This is a genomic window from Paraburkholderia ginsengisoli NBRC 100965, from assembly GCF_000739735.1.
In the GTDB taxonomy this organism is placed as follows: domain Bacteria; phylum Pseudomonadota; class Gammaproteobacteria; order Burkholderiales; family Burkholderiaceae; genus Paraburkholderia; species Paraburkholderia ginsengisoli.
In genome coordinates, this window is the sequence record NZ_BBJF01000004.1 from 934524 (window position 1) to 957228 (window position 22705).

The 22705-nt window shown below is 65.0% G+C and carries 17 protein-coding genes and 1 pseudogene; 3 read left to right on the forward strand and 15 right to left on the reverse strand.

Annotation, left to right across the window (positions count from 1 at the left end; genetic code table 11):
• Positions 1 to 20: 20 nt before the first annotated feature.
• The 10 genes and pseudogenes from BGI01S_RS08250 to BGI01S_RS08295 form a co-directional block, all read right to left on the reverse strand.
• The gene (locus tag BGI01S_RS08250) at positions 21 to 929 is read right to left on the reverse strand and encodes a tetratricopeptide repeat protein (protein ID WP_042324026.1); all 909 of its coding nucleotides are present in this window, start codon (positions 927 to 929) and stop codon (positions 21 to 23) included.
• Between the two features lie 9 nt (positions 930 to 938).
• Positions 939 to 1946: a type II secretion system F family protein gene (locus BGI01S_RS08255; protein WP_042324028.1), complete on the reverse strand. Its 1008-nt coding sequence runs from the start codon at positions 1944 to 1946 to the stop codon at positions 939 to 941.
• Positions 1947 to 1948: 2 nt separating this feature from the next.
• A complete protein-coding gene (locus tag BGI01S_RS08260; protein WP_042324030.1) occupies positions 1949 to 3046 on the reverse strand; it encodes a type II secretion system F family protein in 1098 nt (365 codons plus the stop codon).
• On the reverse strand, positions 3039 to 4430 hold the full coding sequence (locus BGI01S_RS08265; protein WP_042324032.1) for a CpaF family protein: 1392 nt from the start codon (positions 4428 to 4430) through the stop codon (positions 3039 to 3041). Before BGI01S_RS08265 ends, BGI01S_RS08260 begins: the two co-directional genes overlap by 8 nt.
• Before the next feature lie 3 nt (positions 4431 to 4433).
• Positions 4434 to 5678, reverse strand: a pseudogene (locus BGI01S_RS08270) (fimbrial protein).
• Positions 5679 to 5810: 132 nt separating this feature from the next.
• Complete coding sequence (locus BGI01S_RS08275) at positions 5811 to 7232, reverse strand: type II and III secretion system protein family protein (RefSeq protein WP_084585294.1); 1422 nt, start codon at positions 7230 to 7232, stop codon at positions 5811 to 5813.
• Between the two features lie 41 nt (positions 7233 to 7273).
• The gene (gene cpaB, locus BGI01S_RS08280; protein ID WP_042324034.1) at positions 7274 to 8209 is read right to left on the reverse strand and encodes a Flp pilus assembly protein CpaB; all 936 of its coding nucleotides are present in this window, start codon (positions 8207 to 8209) and stop codon (positions 7274 to 7276) included.
• A gap of 101 nt (positions 8210 to 8310) precedes the next feature.
• Complete coding sequence (locus BGI01S_RS08285) at positions 8311 to 8802, reverse strand: TadE/TadG family type IV pilus assembly protein (RefSeq protein WP_042324036.1); 492 nt, start codon at positions 8800 to 8802, stop codon at positions 8311 to 8313.
• Positions 8799 to 9299: an A24 family peptidase gene (locus tag BGI01S_RS08290; protein WP_042324037.1), complete on the reverse strand. Its 501-nt coding sequence runs from the start codon at positions 9297 to 9299 to the stop codon at positions 8799 to 8801. Before BGI01S_RS08290 ends, BGI01S_RS08285 begins: the two co-directional genes overlap by 4 nt.
• 167 nt (positions 9300 to 9466) lie before the next feature.
• Entirely contained in the window at positions 9467 to 9685 is a 219-nt protein-coding gene (locus tag BGI01S_RS08295) for a Flp family type IVb pilin (RefSeq protein ID WP_042324038.1), read from the reverse strand.
• 654 nt (positions 9686 to 10339) lie between these two features.
• Here BGI01S_RS08295 and BGI01S_RS08300 point away from each other — a divergent pair.
• The 3 genes from BGI01S_RS08300 to BGI01S_RS08310 all read left to right on the forward strand — a co-directional run bounded on the left by BGI01S_RS08300 (position 10340) and on the right by BGI01S_RS08310 (position 14895).
• A complete protein-coding gene (locus BGI01S_RS08300) occupies positions 10340 to 11917 on the forward strand; it encodes a collagen-like triple helix repeat-containing protein (protein WP_042324045.1) in 1578 nt (525 codons plus the stop codon).
• A 510-nt stretch (positions 11918 to 12427) separates the two neighbouring features.
• On the forward strand, positions 12428 to 14137 hold the full coding sequence (locus BGI01S_RS08305) for a ShlB/FhaC/HecB family hemolysin secretion/activation protein (RefSeq protein ID WP_042324046.1): 1710 nt from the start codon (positions 12428 to 12430) through the stop codon (positions 14135 to 14137).
• Between the two features lie 272 nt (positions 14138 to 14409).
• Complete coding sequence (locus tag BGI01S_RS08310; RefSeq protein ID WP_042324515.1) at positions 14410 to 14895, forward strand: DUF2147 domain-containing protein; 486 nt, start codon at positions 14410 to 14412, stop codon at positions 14893 to 14895.
• Positions 14896 to 14988: 93 nt separating this feature from the next.
• On the opposite strand, the gene BGI01S_RS08315 is transcribed toward BGI01S_RS08310, so the two are convergent.
• The 5 genes from BGI01S_RS08315 to BGI01S_RS08335 form a co-directional block, all read right to left on the reverse strand.
• A complete protein-coding gene (locus BGI01S_RS08315; protein ID WP_042324048.1) occupies positions 14989 to 15450 on the reverse strand; it encodes a transposase in 462 nt (153 codons plus the stop codon).
• A gap of 194 nt (positions 15451 to 15644) precedes the next feature.
• A complete protein-coding gene (zapE, locus tag BGI01S_RS08320) occupies positions 15645 to 16742 on the reverse strand; it encodes a cell division protein ZapE (protein ID WP_042324050.1) in 1098 nt (365 codons plus the stop codon).
• An 89-nt stretch (positions 16743 to 16831) separates the two neighbouring features.
• A complete protein-coding gene (lpdA, locus tag BGI01S_RS08325) occupies positions 16832 to 18262 on the reverse strand; it encodes a dihydrolipoyl dehydrogenase (RefSeq protein ID WP_042324051.1) in 1431 nt (476 codons plus the stop codon).
• Between the two features lie 148 nt (positions 18263 to 18410).
• Positions 18411 to 19691 carry a 2-oxoglutarate dehydrogenase complex dihydrolipoyllysine-residue succinyltransferase gene (gene odhB, locus BGI01S_RS08330; RefSeq protein ID WP_042324054.1) on the reverse strand — a complete coding sequence of 427 codons (1281 nt, stop codon included), beginning with the start codon at positions 19689 to 19691 and terminating at the stop codon, positions 18411 to 18413.
• Positions 19692 to 19834: 143 nt separating this feature from the next.
• Positions 19835 to 22696 (reverse strand): 2-oxoglutarate dehydrogenase E1 component, encoded by a 2862-nt coding sequence (locus BGI01S_RS08335; protein ID WP_042324056.1) that lies wholly within the window; start codon positions 22694 to 22696, stop codon positions 19835 to 19837.
• Positions 22697 to 22705 lie beyond the last annotated feature (9 nt).

A 22705-nucleotide genomic window follows, 5' to 3' on the forward strand; every position in this document is an offset into this window, starting at 1 on the left:
CCTGTCGAGTCACCGCGCGTTCATTGCGCGAAACGCTGCAGCAGGCGCGGCGCGGGTTCGATGCCCGCGCTCGCCACCGTGCGCGCATCCGCCGTCGCGCCAGCCTGCTGTTGCGTCTGCCCTTGTCCTTGTCCTTGTCCCGGGCCTTGTCCCTGCAAGTGCCCTTGCACCTGTCCTTGTCCCTGTCCCTGTGCGCGCCCCGCCGCCGCTACTTTGGCCGCATCGTTGCGAATCGCCGCGCGCACATCCGGCGCGAGCTTCTGCTGGTTCATCACCACGAGCGCCTGGGTCTGATCGCCGTTCGCGAGCAGATAGAGCACCACGTTGGCGACGATCTTCGGGTTGTTCTGATCGAGCTCGGCCGCCTTCATCAACGGCACGCGCGCGCCGTTGACGTCGCCGGCACGCAGGTACGCGTAGCCGAGATCCGACAGCGTCACGGCATCCGTTGGCGCGAGCAGCACGGCCTGCTGCAATTCGTCGGCGGCGTGCGCGAAATCGCCGGCTGCCCCCGCGAGCAGGCCGAGTCCGCGATGTCCGCGCGCCGCGAGCGGCGTCTTCAGCAACTGTCCGTAAGCGGTCGCGGCGGCCGTCGGCTGATCGGTCATGCGCAGCGCGTCGGCGCGCAGCAGGATCGTGTCGGGACTCGCGCCGTACTGCCTGTCGTACGCGTCGATATGCGCGAGCGACGCGAAGTACAGCCCCTGCGACTGCATCCGGTCGATCAGTCCGAGGTACATGCCGGGCGTGTCCGGCGCGGCTTCCTTGCCGGCCTGCTGGCTCACCATCAGCGCGCGTTCGGCCTGCGGGCCGACGCCGTAGCCCGCGAGGTCTTTGGATGCGCACGCGCCGAGCAGCGCGAGCGCCGCCACGGCCGCCGGGCAGCGCGCGCGATGTCGCCAGGTGTCGAAAGATGAACGATGCGTCATGGCCAATTCCTATTTCCTTGCCGCGCTCAACGAATGCTGAACCGCCATCACGCCGGGCCCGGCGGTGACGATCATCAGCGCGGGCAGCAGCGTGACGATCATCACGCCTGTCATCTTCACGGCAAGACGGCCGATGCGTTCGCGCAGCATCGCGCGGCGCATTTCGCGCAAGCGGTCGCCGAACTGCTTGAGCGGTTCCTGCACTGCGCCGCCGTGCCGGTCGACCTGCACCAGAAGACGCACGACCGCGCGCAGATCCTCGTTGTCGTAACTCGTCGCGAGGCGGTTCAGCGACTGCTCGCGCGTGCGGCCGGTGGCGAACTGACGCTGGGCGATTTCCAGCTCGCCCGACAGCACCGGCAACATGCCGCGAAAATCGTTGACCACGACCTGCATCGCCTGATCGAGCGACAAACCCACGCCTTGCAGCAGCCGCAGCAGATCGACCAGCAGCGGCAATTCGTTGACCACCCCGTTGCGGCGCTTGCGCGCGCGGCGACCCAGCATCCACTTCGGCAACATGAAGCCGGCCATCGCCGCGGCGGCCACCAGCGCCACATAGCGCGTTCCGTCGACGTAGCCGCCGCCCAGCATCGCGGCCAGCAACGGCAGCCCGACGACGCCGCCGAGCCGCGCGATCAGGAACAGCCCGCGCGTGCGCGTATCGACGAAGCCGCATTGTTCGAGCAGGCGGCGATCTTCGTCGGCGACGACCTGCCGGCCGAATGGCGTGTCGAGCCAGCGAACCCCGGCGTGCGCGAAACGTTCGAGGAGCCCCTTGAAGCCCTTCGGTTGCACGGCCCGCGCGGCCGGCTTCGCGCCCAGGGCGCTCTCGCCGTTGCGCGCGGCGGCCGCGGCGAGCGCCGCGCTTTGCGCCGCGCGTTCGTCGAGCGCGTGCCTGAGCGTGCGTTCGCTGCGCCGCACGGCGGCCACGCGCATCAGCACGAGGGCGGCGATCAGCAGCAGCCCGAGAGCGGCCAGCGCGAGCGCGAGTGCGACCAGTTGTCGAGCTTGCATCGTCATTCCCTCAGGCTCGCGAGCCGGTACAGCAAATACGCGCCGAGCAGTTGCAGCGCGAACGCCAGATAGACGAGCTGGCGCCCGGTCGGGTCGAACCACATCGAGGCGAAATACTTCGGATTCGACAGGATCAGGAAGCCGCCGATGCCGATCGGCAGCATCGCCAGCACCCACGACGACAGCCGCGTTTCCGCCGACATCGCCACGAGTTCGCGCTCGGCCTGTTCGAGGTCGCGCATGAACGACGCCATGCGGTCGAGCATCACGTCCGCGCGACCGCCGTACTTGACCGACAGCCGCAGCACCGCGCCGACCAGTTCGAGTTCGCGCACGCCGTAGATCAGCGCGACCTGCGACAGCGCGCGGTCGATTTCGACGCCGGTGCGCAACATGCGCGACACGTAGTCGAGGCACTCGCGCAACGGCACCTCGGTCGATTGCAACGCGGCCTGGAATGCGGCGGGCACGCTGTTGCCGAGCGTGATAAGCCGCACGATGCCATCGAGAAAGAGCGGCAGTTGCCGCACGATCAGCTGGCGGCGCTTGTTCACGCGCATCGCGAGCAGAAAATAGAAGAACATCGCGCACGCGATCAACGCGGCGCATGCGGCAAGCAGGCCGCCCGCGAGCGCGGCCCAGCCGCACAGCGTCAGCACCAGCAAACCGGCGATCGCGATGGGCGCCTTCGCGTGGCTGATGCCCGCGCGAGCCATCGCGTGTTGCAGCATGAAGCGCACGCGCGCTCGCAGGTATTGCCAGCGCGCGAGCCAGCCCGCGTCGGCGGCGGGCGCTTGCGGCGCGATCACGGCGGCCGATGCGCGTGCCGAGGCGGCCGCGCGTGCCGCGTTTGCGGCGGCGCCACTCGTTGCGCCCGTTCCGCTCATTTCGCTCACGGCACCCACGCCCCCTGTCCCGCCCGCCGCGCCACCGCCGATGCCGCCCGCCGCGCCCGCAGGCATCGCCGACGCCATGCGGCTGTCGATATAACGCTCGACACTCGCCTGGCCTTTGCGTTGCGTGCCGCGCTGCCACAGCAACAATGCGAGCGCCGCGCACAGCAGCGCGAGCCCCGCGAAGACCAGTACCGCGCTAGACATTGAAGCCCCCGCCGAAGCCGCCACCGGCGCCGCCGCCCGTGCCGCCGAAGCCACCGCCGAAGCCCGCGTTGCCGAACGCATTGCCCGGCTCGACGCCGCCGAGCGCCTGACGGAAGCGCGACAGTTTCGGCGAGTGCGGATGAATACCGAGCGACACCCAGTTGTCGAGTTCGTCGCCGTCCGCGTTCAGGATCGGCTCGTAGCGATACAGCTCCTGCGTCGCGATGATGTTGTCCGAGAGCCCCGTCACCTCGGTGATCGACAGGATGCGGCGGCGTCCGTTGGAGAGCCGCCCGATCTGCACGATGAAGTCGACCGCGTTGGCGATCTGCCGGCGCAGGCTCGACTCGGTGCCCTGGAAGCCCGCGAAGCCCGCCAGCATTTCGAGCCGGTACAGACACTCGCGCGGCGAACTTGCGTGCACGGTGCCCATCGACCCGTCGTGGCCGGTGTTCATCGCCTGCAGCATTTCGAGCACTTCGCCGCCGCGCACTTCGCCGACGATGATGCGGTCCGGGCGCATCCGCAGCGTGTTGCGCAGCAGGTCGCGAATCGTCACCACGCCTGCGCCGTCGAAACCGCCCGGACGGCTTTCGAGCCGCACCACGTGCGGGTGGTTCAGCGACAGTTCGGCGGTGTCCTCGATCGTCACCACGCGCTCGGCTTCGGGGATGTGAAACGCCAGCGCGTTGAGGAGCGACGTCTTGCCCGAGCTCGTGCCGCCCGACACCAGCACGTTGCAGCGCGCCGCCACCGCGGCTTCGAGCAGCGCGCCGATTTCGGGGCTGTAGGTGCCGTTCGCGAGCAGATCGTCGGGCCGCATCGGGTCCTTGCGGAACTTGCGGATCGACACGATCGGCCCGTCGATCGACAGCGGCTCGATCACGACGTTCACGCGGCCGCCGTTCGGCAGACGCGCGTCGACCATCGGATTCGATTCGTCCAGACGCCGGCCGATCGGCGCGAGAATGCGGCGCACGATGCGCAGCAGGTGCGCGTTGTCGGCGAAGCGCACCTGGATGCGCGTGAGAATGCCGTGACGCGACACGTACACGTCGTTGTAGCCGTTGATCAGAATATCTTCGACGGCCGGATCGGCGAGCAGGTCCTCGATCGGACCGAAACCCGCGAGTTCCTTGGTGAGCGCCTCGGCAATCAGCCGCACTTCGCTCTCGTTGATCGGAATGCGGCGCAGCCTGACGAAGCTGTCCATCTCCAGATCGACGAACTGGTTGATCGCATTACGCGACCAGCGGCCGAACTCGGAGCCGAGTTCCTCGATGCGCGTGAGCAGATGTTCGTGCGCCGCGTTCTTGATGTCCTGGAACTGCTGGCTATGCGCGAACGAAGGCGCGTCGTCGGCAAATTCGATTTCTTTTGCCATCGTCTATGACCGCTTCTGAGTAGTGGGAATGAGGCGTTTGAGCGCGCCGAACGGCGACTTGCCGCCGCGTGTGTGCGTGCTCTCGCGGTGCGCGCCGCCGAGCCGTTCGATCAGCGGCTCCAGCGCGCGCACGTACGGGTCGCGCGCGGCGGCGTCGGCCAGCAGGTGGCCCTGGTTGACCGCCTGGCCGAGCGCGACGCGGCGATCCGGCAAGGTGGCGAGTAACGGAATCTCGAGGCGCTGCGCGATCTGCGCCGCGGCGAGACCGAGGTCGGCGTCGAACTTGTTGACGATCAGCCGCACGTTCGCGGTGTCCACGCCCTCTTCGCGCAACGCGTCGAGCACGCCGACAGCCGAGACGATCGACGCCACGCCCTGATCGCACAGCAGCCAGGTTTCGTCGGCGGCCTGTACGACGTGCGCGATGAACTCGCTGTTGGTGAAGCCGCCGAGGTCGACGATCTGCTGGTCGAAGAACGCGCGCAGCCGGTTCAGCAAACCGATCGACGACGAGTACGACACCTCGCGCATATCGGCGAGATTCGGCGGCAGCGTGGTGAGCGCGAGCCCGCTCGCGTGATGCGACAGCGCGGTATGCACGAAGGTCTGATCGAAGCGGCGCAGATTGCGCACGGCCTCGACGAAATTGAATTCGCTGCGCGTGTTCAGCAGCAGCGAGCCGTCCGACGCGGGCAGCCCGAGATCGAGCAGCGCGGCCTGGCGCCCTTGCGCGACGTCGCGCCGTTACAGCATCACGGCGAGATTCGCGGCGAGCGTGCTGACGCCCATGCCGACCCGCGCGCCAAGCAACGCGGTGACCTGGCCATGACGGCTGACCGGCTCCACCAGATTGTCGAGCACCTGGCGCGTGATGCGCAGCGCGTCCTCGGCGGGCGCCGACAGATCGATGAAGTCGCGCACGCCGGCGCGCAACGCGGCCAGCGCGCTTTCGGGCTCGGCGAGCGAACCGAGCGCGACGATCTGCAGCGACGGATACGCGGCGCGCACCGCGCTCGCGGCCGCGCTCGCCGCCGCCGCGCGGCCGCCGGAGAAGTCGACGAATACCAGCGACGGGTTGAGCGTCGCGATGCGCTGCATCACCATCGCCGGGTCGAGCGTGGCCGCCTCGACCGCGCCCGCGCCCACCAGCGTCTGGGCGAGCCAGTGCACATGCTCGTCGGCGAGCGACGCGAGCACGAAATGGTCGGTGACCGCTCGTTCAGTCAATGAATGCGTTCTCGCGTTCATGTTGGACATCCTCTTGCGGCATCGGCTGCGAAGCCCCCGCGTCGTACTGCCTGCCGGCTCGCGTGCGCGGTTCGCACGCTTGCCGACCTGAACCCGTATCCAGCCGGCGCGCCACGCGGGCGCCTCGCGGCGTCACTTCGAAAATCCCGGCACGGCGTCGCGCGACGCCACGCCGCCCAGCAGCGAACGCCAGACCGGCCCATTGCGCTGCTCGGACTGCTCGCCCGGCGTCGACGGCAAGGTCGCACCCTTCGCGAGCGGCGAGACCAGATGCGGCGTCACGATGATCACCAGCTCCTTCTCGTTCTGCTGGTAGTTCAACTGCTTGAAGAACGTGCCGATCACCGGCAGGTCGCCGAGCAGCGGCACCTTCGCGACGTTCGACGCCGTCTCGCGATCGATCAGCCCGCCGATCACGAAACTCTCGCCGTCGCCGAGCTCGACCGTGGTGTCGGCGCGGCGCGTGATGAACGCCGGCACCGACACGCCGCTGATCGTCACCGCGTTGGTGAAGTCGAGCTGGCTCGCCTCCGGCGCCACCTTCAACGCGATGCGCTGCGGGCTCAGCACGGTCGGCGTGAGGGTAAGCCCGACGCCGTACGACTTGTATTCGATCGACGTCGTGCCGAGCGCCTGCGGCACCGGAATCGGCACCTCACCGCCGGCAAGGAAACTGGCGCTCTGCCCCGACAACGCCACGAGCGTCGGCTCGGCCAGCACGCGCGCGAGGTTGTTGCTCTCCAGCAGGCTCAGATTCGCGAACAGCCCGCGCGTCGCCGAATTGAAGATCAGGTTGAACGCCGCCGAGATCGGCGTCGTGCTGGTCAATTGCGGCGCCTGGCCCGCCGTCGCCGACACCGAGGTCAACGCCGACGGCGCGAACGAGCCGAACGTGAAGCCGTTGTTCTGCTTGAAGAAGTTGAAGCCCACCTCCTTGAGCACCGAGCGGCTGAATTCGACCACTCGCACGTCGACCTGCACGACCGCGCGGCTCGCCACCGTCGAAGTGTCGAATACCGCGCCGTCCTTGCCGAGCGCGCCTTCGGCCGCGACCACCGCGCGCTGATGCGCTTCCATCGTCGCCGACGAGCCCGACACCAGCGCCGTGCTGCCGAGCACCTTGACGCTTGGCGTATCGGCGCCGAGCAGCGACGCGGCGGCCGGCGTGCTGACGTTGACCGTGTAGCTGAGCGGCGTATCGCGATCGCGCGCCCACACCATCAGGCTCGTGGTGCCCGCCGCCTTGCCGACCAGCAGTACGCCGCCGCGCCTGTCGCCTTTGATGATCAGCACGTCGGCCACCGCCGGATCGCCGATCGCGACCCGCTGCAATATGGGGCCGGTGGCGACCTGCTGCTGCGCGCCGACCGTCAGATCGATGGTCGACACGGAGATCGGCTGCGCGGCCTGAGCAGTCTGGGCGGTTCGCGCGGCCCGTGTCTGCGCGGCCGTGGCGCGCTGCGCCGGACCGGCTGCGTCCGTCACCGCCGATACGCCCAGCAAAGCCACCCCGAGCCACATCGCTTTTCTGAAAACAAAAATCCGTTCTGTCATGTAGTTATGGACGCGACTGGCCGCCCGCTCCCTGAAACCGCTTATCGGGCGACCGTTTCGGCGCGCCCACCCCGTATCACTTCGATACCGCTATGGCTGCTGCCCGCGTTGGCGAGCACGCTCGTCGGCGTTGCCGGTAAGCGCGGCAGCGGCGGCTTCGCGGCCGCGCCGTTGCCGCTGCCCGACAACGCGTCGAGCGCCACGCCGGCCGCCGCGCGCGTCGAGTCCCGCGGCTCGGCTCCGCCCGCATGCGCCGCGGTCTTCAACACGCCCGGATAGACCGGCAGCACGGTTTGATCGATGACTTCGTCATCCTTCGGATTGCGCAACGCGAAGATCAGTCGGCCCGAACTCTCGGCGAGCGTCAGACGGTCCACGTCGGCCACCGGCACCGCCAGCACCGCGGTGCGCACCATGCCGTTCGGATCGCCGCCGTTGTCGCTGGTCGTGCTCGCATTGCCGAACGCGAGCACGCGCACTTTCGACATCAGCAGGCGCGCCTGGGTACGGCTGATTTCGGCGTCGCTGCCGCCGCTGCCATCGCGCTTGAGCGTAAAAAACACGTCGACGAAATTGCCCGGCCGCAGGCGATTGCCGACCGCGTTGCCTTCGTCGACGCGCACGGCCAACGCACGCTCGCCCGGCGCGATGCGCTCGGCGAGACCGGAGGCCAGCTGCGCTTCGAGCACCGGCGAGTCCACGCCGATTTCCGCGCTCGGCACGCGGCCGGCGAGTTGCGACGGCTCGGTGAACGCGCCGATCGGATTGATCGGCAGCGACTGCACGCGCAGGTCTTCGACGGTGATCGCCTTGCCCGCCGGCAACGCGCGGGTCGCGACCACTACCGGGAAGCTCGCATGCACCGCGGGCGCGACGGGCACGGGCGCCGGGCGGCGCGCGAGCGTCCACGCGAAGATGCCCAGCACGAGCGCCACCGCGATCAGTACGCCGGCAAGAATTCTGGTCAGATTCGGCATGGCTATGCGCGGCTATTGGCTGCGTCGGTTGAACGATGCCGTGTGGCGAGCGCGCGCAAGGACGCGTTCGACGGCAAGGAGGCGGGAGGCCGGCGCGTACATCACTGAATGTTCTCCGGGTTGAGTTGTACTGTCGCGCTGCTCGACAATCTGGCCGGCACGGCGAAGCCGAGCAGCGGCAAAGTCGGCACGAGCGGGTTGGTCTGGTAGTCGTAACTCAGTTGAACGGTCACGCAGCGCATGCCGGTCCCGCATTGCGACGGCGTCGCCGTGCAATCCGCCGATTTCACGAGCGTCGCGGTCATCTGCTTCGCGGCGACACAGGCCGCATTGCCGCGATTGGTCAGCGCATCGTCCACCGACGTGCTGGTCTGCCAGTTCAACGCGGCGCGCGCGCCCTCCGACGCGGCGAGCGTCAGGTTCTGCTGCGCGACCAGGATCAGACTGAACGTGATGATCGCGTAGAGGATCATGAAGAACAGCGGGAACACGAGCGCGAATTCGATCGCCGTGGCGCCGCGCTGCGCTTGCGTGCGGCGTAGGTGAACGCTGTGGCGTTGCCGGCGTGGGCGCGCTGTGTCGAGCGGCTTCATCGCAGTCCTTCGCCCGCTGTTTGCAGCACGAGCCAGAGCATGGCGGCGACCGTGAGACAGGCGGCGTACGGCGTGGACGCCTTGCCGCCAATTTCGAAAGTCGCGCCCGCGTGACGGCCGAAGCCCGCGAGGCGCGTGCGCGTCGTGATCAGCAGCCAGAGCGCGTGCACGCCGGCGGCCAGGCTCGCGGCCATCCACAAACCCGGCAGCGCGTGCATGCCGCACCACGCCCCGAGTACCGCGAATACCTTGACGTCCGCGGCGCCCATTAGCCCGAGCGCGAAAAACGGCAGCAACGCAAGCAGACCGACCATTGCGCCGAGTCCGGCCTGAGCAAGAGAAACCCCGAAAGGACCGCCTTGAAATATCGCACAGCCGAATGCCGCCGCTAAACCCGCAACGACAATTGAATTGGAAATACGCCGGGCACGGCAGTCGCTAATTGCAACTGCCACAGCCCAGACGACAAATAGAGCAATACCAATGGCGATATTCATTTCGCACTCAACAGGCGAAGCAATGCCATACGAATCGCAATGCAATTCGCATTCATCAATCAATAAGACTCGGCATTAAAACGCCGGCGAAGCGAACGGCATAATTACGCCGACTGCTTCGCGCGACGATTAAGGCTTGTCTTTCACGACGAGGAAGTCGAAGAGGGCTAGCCGCCCGAGCCTGAACCCGAACTTGGACCCGCACCGGTGGATGTCGTGCCGTTGCCGATCTTGTTAGCCACAGCGTTGAACACGCCCGATATGTTCGTACCCAATGTTCCCACCGCCGCAGCGATGACGAGTACGACGAGGCCCGCGATCAGCCCATATTCGATGGCCGTCACGCCCTTGTTATCTCTCAGGAAGCGTTGTGTGAATTTTTTCATTTTTACCCTCGGAACTTCATTTATTCGTTGTGCACCTGCTGCATGTGCCGTCGAACTCTGTCAACGCGCGGACCGTTGGTCTCTCATTCCCGGTCCTGCCTGTTGCGTTGCAGTCGCCCCACTTCGCAGCCGCCTTCGATGAAACGGATGTGTTAGAGCTGTCTGTTCGATAACGCACCTCCCTCGTCAACCGTGATGCTTTCGGGTTTTATAGCCGATCAAACATATTTAAGCAATTGCCCTCTGCTCTTAACGCCACCGCCGCATGCGCTTTTCAAGACTTAGGTTTTTGTTAACGACAGATCGGGAATTGCAGCAAATAGGTATAACCATGAGTTAGATTGGCCGCACTAAACCTGTTTTAACAGAACGTTTGAAGCGCGCGAGTTCATTCGTTGTGCTCGCGTTACGCCGTCGCCCGTAACGGCGCGCCCGGCTCGTTACGTTACGCGGCCCGCGCAAAAGTCTCGCGAACCGCTTTTTTCGCCGCCCTCCGGCGCGTCGGCGAGTTCATCGGCTCCTCGCAAAGCCGCATCCCGCAAGGCCTGACGCCTCATCGACAGAAAAACGCGCGGAATGTTCAGTCGAAATGGCATGGCTTGTGCAGAGATAGGCACGCAGCAACACCCAACAACACATGCGATGCGAGGCGACATGAACATTCAAACAACCAGCACGACGGTACGGGCAACCCTGATTGCGGCGAGCATCGCCGCGATGCTCGCGCTCGGCGCTTGCGGAGGCTCCGGAAGTCTCAGCGCCGGCACTGGTAGCGGCGGCAGCGGCTCTGCCGGCGGCACGCTTTCCACGTCAGGCAGCGGTAGCGGTAGCGGTTCGACGGCGTCGGGCGGCTCGGGCGCGGGCACCACCACCGGCAGCACGAGCGGCGGCACGTCGGGCACGGGCACCGGAACAGGCACGGGTACCACCACGACGGTCTCGAATGCGCTCGGCACGGTAACGGACCACGCCGGCGGTGTTGTCAGCGATCTCGGCTCGACGGTGTCGACCATCGGCTCGGCAATCAGCTCGCAGAATCTGCCTGTCGTCAGCTCGCAAACCACCACCGCCACGGGCGGCATCGTGAAGGAAGTCGGCTCGGCGGTGTCGACCCTCGGTACCGGCGTGTCGCAAGGACTCGGCCAGCTCGGCACCGGCGGCAATGCGGTCGGCACGACCGTGGCGAGCGTGGGTGGCGTGGTCGGTCATGTCGGCGGTGCGGTGTCGGAGACGGGCAGCCTCGTGACGAGTCTTGGCAGCGGCCCGCTCGCACCGTTGTCGGCGATCACGTCGCCGCTGGGCGGCGTCGTCTCGACGCTCGGCAATGCGGTCACCAACGGCGGCGGCACCCTCACCACCGCTCTCTCGACCGGCCCGGTCCAGCAAGTCACGCAAACCCTCAGCACCGCGATCACGCCGATCACGTCGGTGCTCGCCTCCACCACGCAAACCGTCGGCAACGCCACGGGTCTCGGCGCACCGGTGAACACGCTGCTGTCGACCGTCGGCGGCGGGCTCGGCAAGGCCGGCACGCTGCTCGCATCGACCGGCGGCGGCAATGCGGTCACCGCTGCGCTCGGCAAGACGGTTAGCGACACCGGTACCACGGTCGCATCCGTGGGTGGCCTGCTCACCGGCGGAACCGGCGGCAACCCGCTGGCTCCGCTGACCGGCGCGCTCGGCAGCCTGACCGGCGGCGCCAGCAGCGGCCCGCTTGCGCCTGTCACCGGTCTGCTCTCCGGCGTGACGGGCGGTCTCAGCGGCGCAAGCGGCAGCGGCAGCAGCCCGCTCGCACCGGTCACCGGCCTGCTCTCCACTGTGACCGGCACGCTCACCAGCGCGACCGGCGGCACCAGCAGCCCGCTCGCGCCGGTCACCGGTTTGCTTTCGACGGTGACGGGCACGCTCGGCAGCGCAACCGGCAGCGGCAGCAGTCCGCTTGCACCGGTCACCGGCCTGCTCTCGACCGCGAGCGGCACGCTCACCGGCGCAACCGGCGGCACCGGCAGCCCGCTCGCACCGGTCACCGGCCTGCTGACGACGGCGACCGGCGCGCTCGGCGGCGTCAGCGTCGCGGCGACCACGACGACGTCCGCAGCGACCGCCTCGGCATCGACCCGCTCCGGCGCCGGCGTGTCGCTATCGGCGACCAGCGGCAAGGGCACCGCGAACAATCCGCTCGCACCAGTCACGTCGCTCGTCACCGGCCTGCTCGGCGGACTGAAGAAGTAAGCGGTCCACTCGCGGCCTGCGCGATGCGTCGCGAGATACGTATTGCCCGACGACCCGGAACGCGGCCCGCCAGCCGCTTCCCGGGTCCACCTGGTTCTCCGCGTGAGGCGGTCCGCGCCACCGGGATATCGATCGCAACGGCGCGCCGAAACCGCCTCACGCCATCGACGAAAAAACATCGAGAAGCGCACATGCCGACTCAATGGTTCTTTACTCGCCCTACCGCGTGCGCGATCGGACGTCGTTGCAGGTGAACCGGAAGCAGTCCGCATGCTTGCTCGATTCTCCACCAACCCGCTCGATGCACGAACCGGTTCAACATGCGTCGTAGATAAGCAGTCCGATTCATCACGTGCTAGCGCCTCAAGCCCCGCATGCTCAAGCTCGCGCGGGCACGTGACGTTATAGATGCAAGCATGGCAGTAACGTCCAGCCTCACATAAGCGATCGCGACCAGCCCGGCCAGGCGGCATGCCCGCGACACAAGAACGGCATACGAGGAAGAATCCGATGAAACTCGGGTACGGCAGTAAATGGACCATCGTGCTCGCGACTCTCGCGGCAAGCGCGTTGCAGGTGGAAGCACAGGCACAGTCCCGCCCCGGCGGTACGGCAGTCGGCGGCAATCCGCTGGATTCACTGCCCCAGGTCAAGGCGCCCGACCGTGGTCCGAACGTGACCGTGCAGGTCGCGCCGCAAGCGCCCCAACTTCAGGCATTGCTCGCCCGCCATCTGACGCCGACGCGCGTGCAGGTCGAAGGCGTGAAGTCGATTCCGTTCGATGAAGTCGCGCAACGCTTCACGCCGCTCGTCGGCAAGGACACGACGATCGGCGAGCTGATCGAAATCGCCAACGGCGTCACCCGGCTCTATCAGGACCGCGGCTTCGCGCTGTCGTTCGCGTTCATTCCGGCGCAGACGTTCGACGACGGCATCGTGCGCGTGACGGTAGTCGAAGGCTATGTGTCGACGGTCAAGGTGACGGGCAAGGTAGGTCCGGTCGAAGACCGGATCCGCTCGATCGCCGATCACATCGTCGCCGACCGGCCGTTGCGGCGCGCGACCTTCGAGCGTTACATCAACGTGCTCGGCCTGCTGCCCGGCATCAAGGTGGCGGCCAACGTGCCGCCGCCGCAGAACACCGACGGCGCCACCTCGCTCGAACTGAACGTGGAGCGCAAACCGTTCGACGTCAGCGTCGGGGTCAACTTCAATCAGCCCGGCGTGCAAGGTCTTCTGAGTGCCACCGAGAACGGCCTGACCTCGCTCGGCGAACAGCTGAGCGTGTCGGCGTTGCTGCCGAAGGGCCGCGACAACGTCACGTATCTGGCCGCGCATGCGGCCGTGCCGATCGACAGCAATGGACTGATCGGCAAGATCGACGCGTCGCACTATCGCGGCAATCCTGTCGACAATCCGGGCCTGCCCAATTACATCGAACGCACGGTCATCAACGACAAGGTCGGCGGCTCGCTGGCGTACCCCATCCTGTTGAGCAACACGCAGAGCGTGATCGGCACCGCGTCGGTCTACGCATCGCACGACGAGGATCGTTATCACAATCAGCAGAACGGCGCGCAGCTCGGCTTTCGTTCGCAAGTGCGCGTGATGCAACTGCAGGCCGACTACACCGGCGTGCAAACCGGCCAGGTGCGCCGCGCCAATGTCAGCGTGTCGAAGGCCTTCGACATTCTCGGCGCGTCGAAATCGGGCGACTCGAACGTGCCCGGCTCGACGCCCGTCAATCCGGCATCGATCAATTTCGTGAAGAGCGGCGCGAGTTTCTCGCAGACCAACGAATGGCCGATGAAAATCGGCACGGCGGTCTCGCTCATCGGTCAGTACAGCGCCGTGTCGCTGCCGACTTCGGAGCAGATCTCGTTCGGCGCGCAACGCTTCGCTCAGGGCTATCAGCCGGGCGAAGCGTCGGGCGACTCGGGCTGGGGCGCGATGTTCGAAGTCAACCGCCCGATCGCGCTCGGCTTCACCTATCTGCGCACGTTCACGCCGTATATCTCATTCGACATGGCGCGCGTCTATCTGCACGCGGGTACGCCGTCGCCGTCCAGACTCTCGTCGATTGCGTTCGGCTTCCGGATCTCGGATGCGAAGTACTACAGCCTCGATCTGTCGGTGGCGAAAGCGGTCGGAGACGCGCCGGTCGAAAGCGCGTCGCGCAGCCCGCGCATCAACGCCACCTTCTCTTACCAGTTGAATTGATTGATCCTGCTTGCAGGTAGCGCGCGCTGATTAGAGGCTCCCCTATCAAACGGCGCGCGCGCTTTCACGTATTCTGCGCTGACGATGCGGCAGACGGCCTGCAAGCCGACAAGCGTGCGGGCCGCTGATGGCCGACCGTCCGAGTCGAAGTCAGACCTGAGAGACAAGACCCGCATCACCAGGCATCACGGTGAGCGTCGCCCGACGACCGCCCGAGATGCTCATAACGCCGCGCGACCATGATCGCGCCGTCTTTCATCAAGGAGGAAACAATGACGCAATTCACTCAACGCGCTCGCGCCGTCGCGCTTCGCACAGCCCGACATGCCGCTCTCGCCGGCGTACTGCTCGCCAGTGCCGCGACTGCGATGGCGCAGACCGATTCGCCGGTCGGCACGTGGAAAACCATCGACGATCACACCGGTCAGCCCAAAGCGCTCGTGCAGATCGCCGACGATGGCAGCGGTCAGTTGAGCGGCAAGGTGATCAAGGGACTCAATGCGAACGATCAACCGGACCGCCGCTGCACGGCCTGCACCGACGCGCGTAAGGATCAGCCGATTCTCGGTATGACCATCATCAGCGACATGAAGAAGGACGGCGACGGCTGGGATCACGGACAGATCCTCGATCCGGAAAACGGCAAGCTCTACAAGTGCAAGATGCACCTGGAAGATGGTGGCAGCAAACTGGTGGTGCGCGGCTATATTGGCGTGGCGCTGCTGGGTCGCTCGCAGACGTGGGTTCGTCAGCAATAGTCCGAAAGGAACACCAAAGAAGCGCAAAAGAAACGGCCGGCGATCGCCATCGCGCGGCCGTTTATATTGTGTGCAGCCGGTAGATCGCAGCCGTCACGCAGCATGCTTGAAAGGCGTCGTGTACGCGAACGGCGACGACGGCAGCGGTTTGCCGAGCGCCGGGTTGTACACGGCCGGTGGCGTGACCGGGACGGCAGCTGGAACACCTTCCGCGACCACACTCTTCTGTTCCGCGCCCATGTGCGTACGCATGCGCGCTTCCATCAGGCTACAGAGTTCTTCGCTCGCCGTGCCGAGCAGTTGCTCGGTCACGCGCTTGAGCACACCGGATTCGTACCATGCCTTGAAGCGGCGATGACACGTCTGATACGACGGGTATTTGCGCGGCATGGCCGACCAGGTCGCGCCGCTGTACATGACCCACAGCACACCGTTGAGCACCGAGCGCGTATTGGCAAGCGGACGCCCACGCAGTTCGGAGCGCGGACGCAGCTCGGGCAGCAACGGCGCGACGCGTTGCCATTCTTCGTCAGTGATATCGCGATGCGGATTCATGGCTTCTCCTTTGTCAGAACCACGGCAAAAGATAGCTAATCGCCCGCGCGCGCAACATCGGATCAATCTGAATCTTGAAAATACGGCGTTTAACCGAGCCGATTCAGCAAGCGCATTTGATGTATCGCAAATAGATAGCCAGCGATTTGACTTGACCGCGCCGTTTCGAGCGGCGGCGATCGGCCGGCATCCGTTCAGGTCAGCGACGTATCAACGATCCGTCGCGGCGTATCGAGATACTCCTTCGATTGCATCTCGACGATCCGCGATACCGTGCGCGTGAATTCGTTGGCCATCGGGCCATCGACATACAACTGCTCGGGCGGCACCGCCGCGGACATCAGCAGCTTGACCTTGTGGTCGTAGAACACGTCGATCAGCCACGTGAAGCGGCGCGCTTCCGACGCCATGCGCGCCGACATCTGCGGCACGCCGGACAGGACCACCGCGTGAAAGCGGCTCGCGAGTTCCAGGTAATCGTTCTGCGAGCGCGGACCGCCGCACAGCGTCGCGAAGTCGAACCACACGACGCCGTCCGCGCGGCGCAGCGCCTTCAACTCGCGCTTCTCGATGTGCAGGATCGGACTTTCATCGGGGACGGCGGCGAGACGCGCGAATGCGTCGCGTAATGCCTTGTCGGCCGTCGCACCGAGCGGCGAGTGATATACCTCCACCTGCGCCAGCGTGCGTTGCCGGTAGTCGATGCCCGCGTCGACATTGATCACGTCGAGCTTGTCCTTGATGAGCTCGATGGCCGGCAGCATGCGATCGCGATGCAGTCCATCCGGGTACAGCGTGTCCGGATCGTAGTTGGACGTCATCACGAACTGCACGCCGTTCTCGAACAGCTTGTCGAGCAGACGGTACAGGATCATCGCGTCGGCAATGTCCGACACGTGGAACTCGTCGAAACAGATCAGGCGATAGCGCTTCGCGATCCGGCGCGCGAGTTCGTCGAGCGGATCGGCCGTGCCCTTCAGTTCTTCAAGCTCGCGATGCACCTCGCGCATGAATTCGTGAAAGTGCAGCCGCGTTTTACGCTGCACCGGCACGATCATGTAGAAGCTGTCCATCAGGAAGCTCTTGCCGCGCCCTACGCCGCCCCACATGTACACGCCGCGCGGCAGGTCGGGACGGTTGATCAGTTTCTTGAACGCATTCGAGCGGCGCGATTTGTATTCGACCCACTCTTCATAGCACCGCTGCAGCCGGTCGACCGCCGCGCGTTGCGCCGGGTCCGATTGATAACCGCGCGTCTGCAGTTCTTTTTCGTAGTATTCGGTGACGTTCATGGTGTTGCTGCAAAAAGAAAGGCGGGAGGGATTGAACCCGCCCGCCTTTGTGGTGATGCCAGAGTACGTTCAGTCAGGCGTGCGCGTGATTACATGTTCAGCGCGCGCTTGTCGACGGCCAGCGCCGCTTCGCGCATGACTTCCGACAGCGACGGGTGCGGATGGCAAATGCGGCCGAGGTCTTCCGACGCAGCCTTGAATTCCATCGCCACCACGGCTTCCGCGATCAGGTCCGAAGCGTTTGCCGAGATGATGTGCACGCCGAGCAGTTCGTCGGTCTTCGCGTCGGCGATCATCTTGACGAAACCTTCCGCCTTGTTGATGCCGAGTGCGCGGCCGTTCGCCATGAACGGGAACTGGCCCGTCTTGACTTCGCGGCCTTCCGCCTTCAGTTCCTGTTCCGTTTTGCCGACCCACGCGATTTCCGGTTCGGTGTAGATCACCCACGGAATGCAGTTGTAGTCGATGTGCGGCTTCTGACCGTCGATAATTTCCGCGACCAGCACGCCTTCGTCTTCAGCTTTGTGCGCGAGCATCGGGCCACGCACCACGTCGCCGATCGCGTACACGTTCGGCACGGCCGTCGCGCAGTGGTCGTCGACGTCGATGAAACCGCGCTCGTTGGCCTTCAGGCCGATCGCCTCGAGACCGAGGTTGTCGGTGTTCGGCACGCGGCCGATCGACACGATCAGGCGGTCCGCTTCGAGCGTCTTCGCGTTGCCGTCCTTGTCCGTGTAGGCAATCGACACGCTCTTGTCGGTCGTCGTCACTTCGCCGACCTTCACGCCGACCTGGATGTCGAGACCCTGCTTCTTGAACTGCTTGGCCGCTTCTTTCGACAGCGCCTGGTCAGCCGCGCCGAGGAATTCCGGCAGGGCTTCGAGCACGGTCACTTCCGCGCCGAGACGGCGCCACACCGAACCCAGTTCCAGACCGATCACGCCAGCGCCAATCACGGCGAGCTTCTTCGGTGCGGTGTCGAAAGCGAGTGCGCCTTCGTTGTCGGCGACGATCTTGTTGTCGACCGGAATGTTCGGCAAATGACGCGCCTTCGAACCCGTGGCGATAATCACGTTCTTCGCCGTGACGACTTCGGTTTCGCCTTCACCGCTCACTTCGATCTGCACGCCGGCGTCCGTCTTGCCAGTGAACTTGCCGTGGCCCTTGAGCCACGTGATCTTGTTCTTGCGGAACAGGAATTCGATCCCCTTGGTCATCTTTTCGACGATGCCGTCTTTGCGGGCCATCATCTTCGCGATATCGACCTTGACGTTTTCCACCGAGATGCCGTGGTCCGCGAGGTGATGCGACGCGTTTTCAAATTCTTCCGACGACGCGAGCAGCGCCTTCGACGGAATGCAACCCACGTTCAGGCACGTGCCGCCGAGCTTCAACGCGCCGGCCGGGTTCTTCCACTTCTCGATACATGCGACGGTCTTGCCGAGCTGCGCTGCACGGATGGCGGCGATATAACCGCCAGGGCCTGCGCCGATCACGACGACGTCAAATTCTTTGGACATGACAATCCTTTTGATGACGGAACGGCGCGCGGCCACGTTTCGTGGCGCGCGCGATTCCTGTACTGCGGAATGCGAAAGACGTACTGCTCAGATGGTGCCGGTTTGTGCAATGACAAGCGCTGACGAGCCGGCACCAGCCTGACGGCAATTACAGGTCGAGCAGCAGGCGAGCCGGATCTTCCAGCGCGTCCTTCATCGCGACCAGCGACAGCACCGCTTCGCGGCCGTCGATGATACGGTGGTCGTACGACAGCGCCAGATAGTTCATCGGACGGATCACGATCTGGCCGTTTTCGACCACAGCGCGTTCCTTCGTCGCGTGCACGCCCAGAATCGCGGATTGCGGCGGGTTGATGATCGGCGTCGACAGCATCGAACCGAACACACCACCGTTCGAGATCGAGAACGTACCGCCGGTCATTTCTTCGATCGACAGCTTGCCGTCCTTGGCCTTCTGGCCGAATTCGGCAATCTTCTTCTCGATTTCTGCGAGGCTCAGCTGATCCGCGTTACGCAGGATCGGCACCACCAGACCACGCGGCGAACCGACAGCGATACCGATGTCGAAGTAGCCGTGATAGACGATGTCGTTACCGTCGATAGACGCGTTCACCAGCGGGAACTTCTTCAGCGCGTGAACCGCCGCCTTCACGAAGAACGACATGAAGCCCAGCTTCACGCCATGTTCCTTCTCGAACTTGTCTTTGTACTTGTTGCGCAGGTCCATCACCGGCGCCATGTTCACTTCGTTGAACGTCGTGAGGATGGCGTTGGTTTGCTGCGACTCGAGCAGACGCTCGGCGATACGTGCACGCAGACGCGACATCGGCACGCGTTGTTCCGGGCGGTCCTTCAGCCACTGGTCGGCCGATGCCGGCGCCTTGACGTCCGGCAGCGACGGGTTCGCAGCCTTCGGTGCGGCAGCCGGTGCAGGTGCGGCCTTGGCGGCAGGAGCAGCTTGACCCGCGCTCAGCACGTCGCCCTTGGTGATGCGGCCGTCGCGGCCCGTACCGGCGACGTCGCCCGACGACAGACCGGCTTCGGCCATCAGCTTGCCGGCAGCCGGCGAAGCAGCGGTGTTCGAACCGGTGGCGGCTGCGGCTTGAGCAGCCGGTGCCGGTGCAGCGGCCGCAGCGGCGACCGGAGCCGGCTTCACTTCAGCTTCGACAGCAGCGGCGCCAGCCTTGCCTTCCGTGTCGATCTTCGCGATCACCTGGTCGGCGACGACGATGTCGCCGTCGTTCGAGATGACTTGCGCGAGCACGCCGGCCGAGGGTGCCGGCACTTCGAGCACGACCTTGTCGGTCTCGATTTCGATGAGAATTTCGTCCTGAGCGACAGCCTCGCCCGGCTTCTTCTTCCACTGCAGCATCGTGGCTTCCGAGACCGACTCGGAAAGCTGGGGAACCTTGACTTCAACAATAGCCATTATGAATATCCTGAATACGTATCGGGTGACGGCGCGGTGAACGACGACCGCCTGCGAACCATGACTGCCGCGCTCGCACCATCATCAGGTTGCTGAACGCGGCGCGGGAAAGCGCCTCGCGCCTTCCCGGTTCGTCTGTTCTCTTATTTAGCGATCGACGCGCTCTTGAGGCGGCCGAAAGCGCCTTCGACCAGCGCCTTCTGCTGCTCGTAGTGCTTCGCGTAGTAGCCGACTGCCGGCGAGGCCGAAGCCGGACGGCCGCTGTATGCCAGCTTCTGTCCTTCCTTCATGCCTTCCTTCAGGTGGTGCTCGATGTAGAACCACGGGCCCTGATTCTGCGGCTCGTCCTGCACCCACACCACTTCGGTCGCGTTGTCGTACTTCTTGATTTCCGCTTCGAACTGCTTATGCGCGAACGGATAGAGCTGTTCGATACGGACGATCGCGACGTCGTTCGACTTCGATTCGCGGCGATGTGCGAGCAGGTCATAGTACACGCGGCCCGAGCACACGATTACGCGCTTGACCTTCTTCGCGTCGATGGCTTCGTCGGTTTCGCCGAGCACCGGCTGGAACGAACCCTTCGCCAGTTCCGACAGATCCGACACGGCTTCCTTGTGACGCAGCAGCGACTTCGGCGTCGCGACGATCAGCGGCTTGCGGAACAGGCGGATCATCTGACGGCGCAACAGGTGGAAAATCTGCGCCGGCGTAGTCGGCTGAACGACCTGCATGTTGTGGTCTGCGCACAGTTGCAGGAAACGCTCGATACGCGCCGACGAGTGCTCCGGACCTTGACCTTCGTAGCCGTGCGGCAGCAGCATCGTGAGACCCGACACGCGGCCCCACTTCACTTCGCCCGACGAGATGAACTGGTCGATCACGACTTGCGCGCCGTTCACGAAGTCGCCGAATTGCGCTTCCCATGCAACGAACGTATTCGGTTCAGCGGTCGAGTAACCGTATTCGAAGCCCAGCACCGCTTCTTCCGACAGCACCGAGTCGATCACCGTGAACTTCGCCTGACCTTCGGCGATGTTCTGCAGCGGCACGTACGTGCCGTCGTTCCAGCGTTCGCGGTTCTGATCGTGCAGCACCGCGTGACGGTGCGTGAACGTGCCGCGGCCCGAGTCCTGACCGGTCAGGCGCACTGCATAGCCCGATGCGACCAGCGACGCGAATGCCAGGTGTTCGCCCATGCCCCAGTCGAGCTTCGCTTCGCCGCGGCCCATCGCGCGACGGTCGTTGAGGACGCGCTCAACCAGCGGGTGAACTTTGAAGTTTTCCGGGACCGCGGTGACGCGCTCAGCGAGGCGCTTCAGTTCGGCGAGCGGCACGGCCGTGTCGGCTGCGTCGGTCCACTTGCGGTTCAGGAACGGCACCCAGTCCACCGCGTACTTGCTCTTGTAGTTCGAGAGCACCGGGTCGACCGTGTGATGGCCTTCGTCCATTGCCTTGCGGTAGGCCTTGACGAATTCGTCGCCTTCTTCCGCGGTGATCACGCCTTGTTGCACCAGCTTTTCAGCGTACAGCGCGCGCGTGCCCGGGTGCTTCGCAATCGTCTTGTACATCAGCGGCTGCGTGACAGCCGGCGTGTCCTGCTCGTTGTGACCCAGCTTGCGGAAGCAGACGATGTCGACGACGACGTCCTTGTGGAACTGCATCCGGAAGTCGATAGCCAGTTGCGTCGCCAGAACGACCGCTTCGGGATCGTCACCGTTCACGTGCAGCACCGGCGCTTCGATCATCTTGACGACGTCCGAGCAGTACAACGTGGAGCGCGAATCGCGCGGGTCCGACGTCGTAAAACCGATCTGGTTGTTGATGACGATGTGCAGCGTGCCGTGCGTGCCGTAACCGCGCGTTTGCGCGAGGTTCAGCGTTTCCATCACGACGCCCTGGCCCGCGAAGGCCGCGTCGCCGTGGATCTGCACCGGCAGCACTTGCAGGCCGCTGTCGTCGCCGCGACGATCCATACGGGCCTTCGCCGAACCTTCGACCACCGGGTTGACGATTTCGAGGTGCGACGGGTTGAACGCGAGCGACAGGTGAACCGGGCCGCCTTCGGTCGAGACGTCCGACGAGAAACCCTTGTGGTACTTCACGTCGCCGGCCGGCAGGTCGTCGACGTGCTTGCCTTCGAATTCGGCGAACAGGTCAGCCGGCATCTTGCCGAGCGTATTGACGAGCACGTTCAGACGGCCACGGTGGGCCATGCCGATGACGATTTCCTGAACGCCATTGGCGCCGCCGTGACGCACGACTTCGTCCATCGACGCGATGAAGCTCTCGCCGCCTTCGAGCGAGAAGCGTTTCTGGCCGACGTACTTGGTATGCAGGAAGCGCTCGAGGCCTTCAGCGGCCGTCAGGCGATTCAGGATGTGCTTCTTCTTCTCTTTGGTGAAGTTCGGCGTCGAACGGATCGACTCGAGCTTCTCCTTCCACCAGCGCTTCTGTTCCGGATCGCTGATGTACATGTACTCGGCGCCGATCGTGCCGCAGTACGTGTCACGCAGTGCCTTGACGATCTCGCGCAGCGACGCGCGCTCGAACCCGAAATACAGATTCGTTGCGCTGAACTCCTGGTCCATGTCGGCTTCGGTGAAGTCGTAGAACGCGGGTTCAAGTTCGGGAATAGCGGGACGTTCGCGGCGCTTCAGAGGATCGAGATTGGCCCATTGCGAGCCGAGGAAGCGATATGCGCCGATGAGGGACTGCACATAAACCTGCTTGCGCGCGGTTGCGAGGTCTTCGCCGCCGGCAGCCGTGCGCGGGATGAAGGCATTAGCCTTGGCCCGTTGAGCAAACGATTCGACGATCGGGCCGTGGGCCACGTCGTTGGCATTGGTGCCGTCCGATGCAGGAACGTTCTGCAACGCGTCGAAATAGCTGCGCCAGTTCTCGGGCACTGACGCCGGATTATCGAGATACGCTTCGTACATTTCTTCTACGTACGGAGCATTGCCGCCGAACAGATAAGAGTTCGACTGGAATTGCTTCATCATTTTTACGCT

Bases quoted from the DNA above. Each gene is read 5' to 3' on its own strand.
- BGI01S_RS08250 (WP_042324026.1), bottom strand. From the start codon at position 929: ATGACGCATCGTTCATCTTTCGACACCTGGCGACATCGCGCGCGCTGC.
- BGI01S_RS08255 (WP_042324028.1), bottom strand. From the start codon at position 1,946: ATGCAAGCTCGACAACTGGTCGCACTCGCGCTCGCGCTGGCCGCTCTC.
- BGI01S_RS08260 (WP_042324030.1), bottom strand. From the start codon at position 3,046: ATGTCTAGCGCGGTACTGGTCTTCGCGGGGCTCGCGCTGCTGTGCGCG.
- BGI01S_RS08265 (WP_042324032.1), bottom strand. From the start codon at position 4,430: ATGGCAAAAGAAATCGAATTTGCCGACGACGCGCCTTCGTTCGCGCAT.
- BGI01S_RS08275 (WP_084585294.1), bottom strand. From the start codon at position 7,232: ATGACAGAACGGATTTTTGTTTTCAGAAAAGCGATGTGGCTCGGGGTG.
- cpaB (WP_042324034.1), bottom strand. From the start codon at position 8,209: ATGCCGAATCTGACCAGAATTCTTGCCGGCGTACTGATCGCGGTGGCG.
- BGI01S_RS08285 (WP_042324036.1), bottom strand. From the start codon at position 8,802: ATGAAGCCGCTCGACACAGCGCGCCCACGCCGGCAACGCCACAGCGTT.
- BGI01S_RS08290 (WP_042324037.1), bottom strand. From the start codon at position 9,299: ATGAATATCGCCATTGGTATTGCTCTATTTGTCGTCTGGGCTGTGGCA.
- BGI01S_RS08295 (WP_042324038.1), bottom strand. From the start codon at position 9,685: ATGAAAAAATTCACACAACGCTTCCTGAGAGATAACAAGGGCGTGACG.
- BGI01S_RS08300 (WP_042324045.1), top strand. From the start codon at position 10,340: ATGAACATTCAAACAACCAGCACGACGGTACGGGCAACCCTGATTGCG.
- BGI01S_RS08305 (WP_042324046.1), top strand. From the start codon at position 12,428: ATGAAACTCGGGTACGGCAGTAAATGGACCATCGTGCTCGCGACTCTC.
- BGI01S_RS08310 (WP_042324515.1), top strand. From the start codon at position 14,410: ATGACGCAATTCACTCAACGCGCTCGCGCCGTCGCGCTTCGCACAGCC.
- BGI01S_RS08315 (WP_042324048.1), bottom strand. From the start codon at position 15,450: ATGAATCCGCATCGCGATATCACTGACGAAGAATGGCAACGCGTCGCG.
- zapE (WP_042324050.1), bottom strand. From the start codon at position 16,742: ATGAACGTCACCGAATACTACGAAAAAGAACTGCAGACGCGCGGTTAT.
- lpdA (WP_042324051.1), bottom strand. From the start codon at position 18,262: ATGTCCAAAGAATTTGACGTCGTCGTGATCGGCGCAGGCCCTGGCGGT.
- odhB (WP_042324054.1), bottom strand. From the start codon at position 19,691: ATGGCTATTGTTGAAGTCAAGGTTCCCCAGCTTTCCGAGTCGGTCTCG.
- BGI01S_RS08335 (WP_042324056.1), bottom strand. From the start codon at position 22,696: ATGATGAAGCAATTCCAGTCGAACTCTTATCTGTTCGGCGGCAATGCT.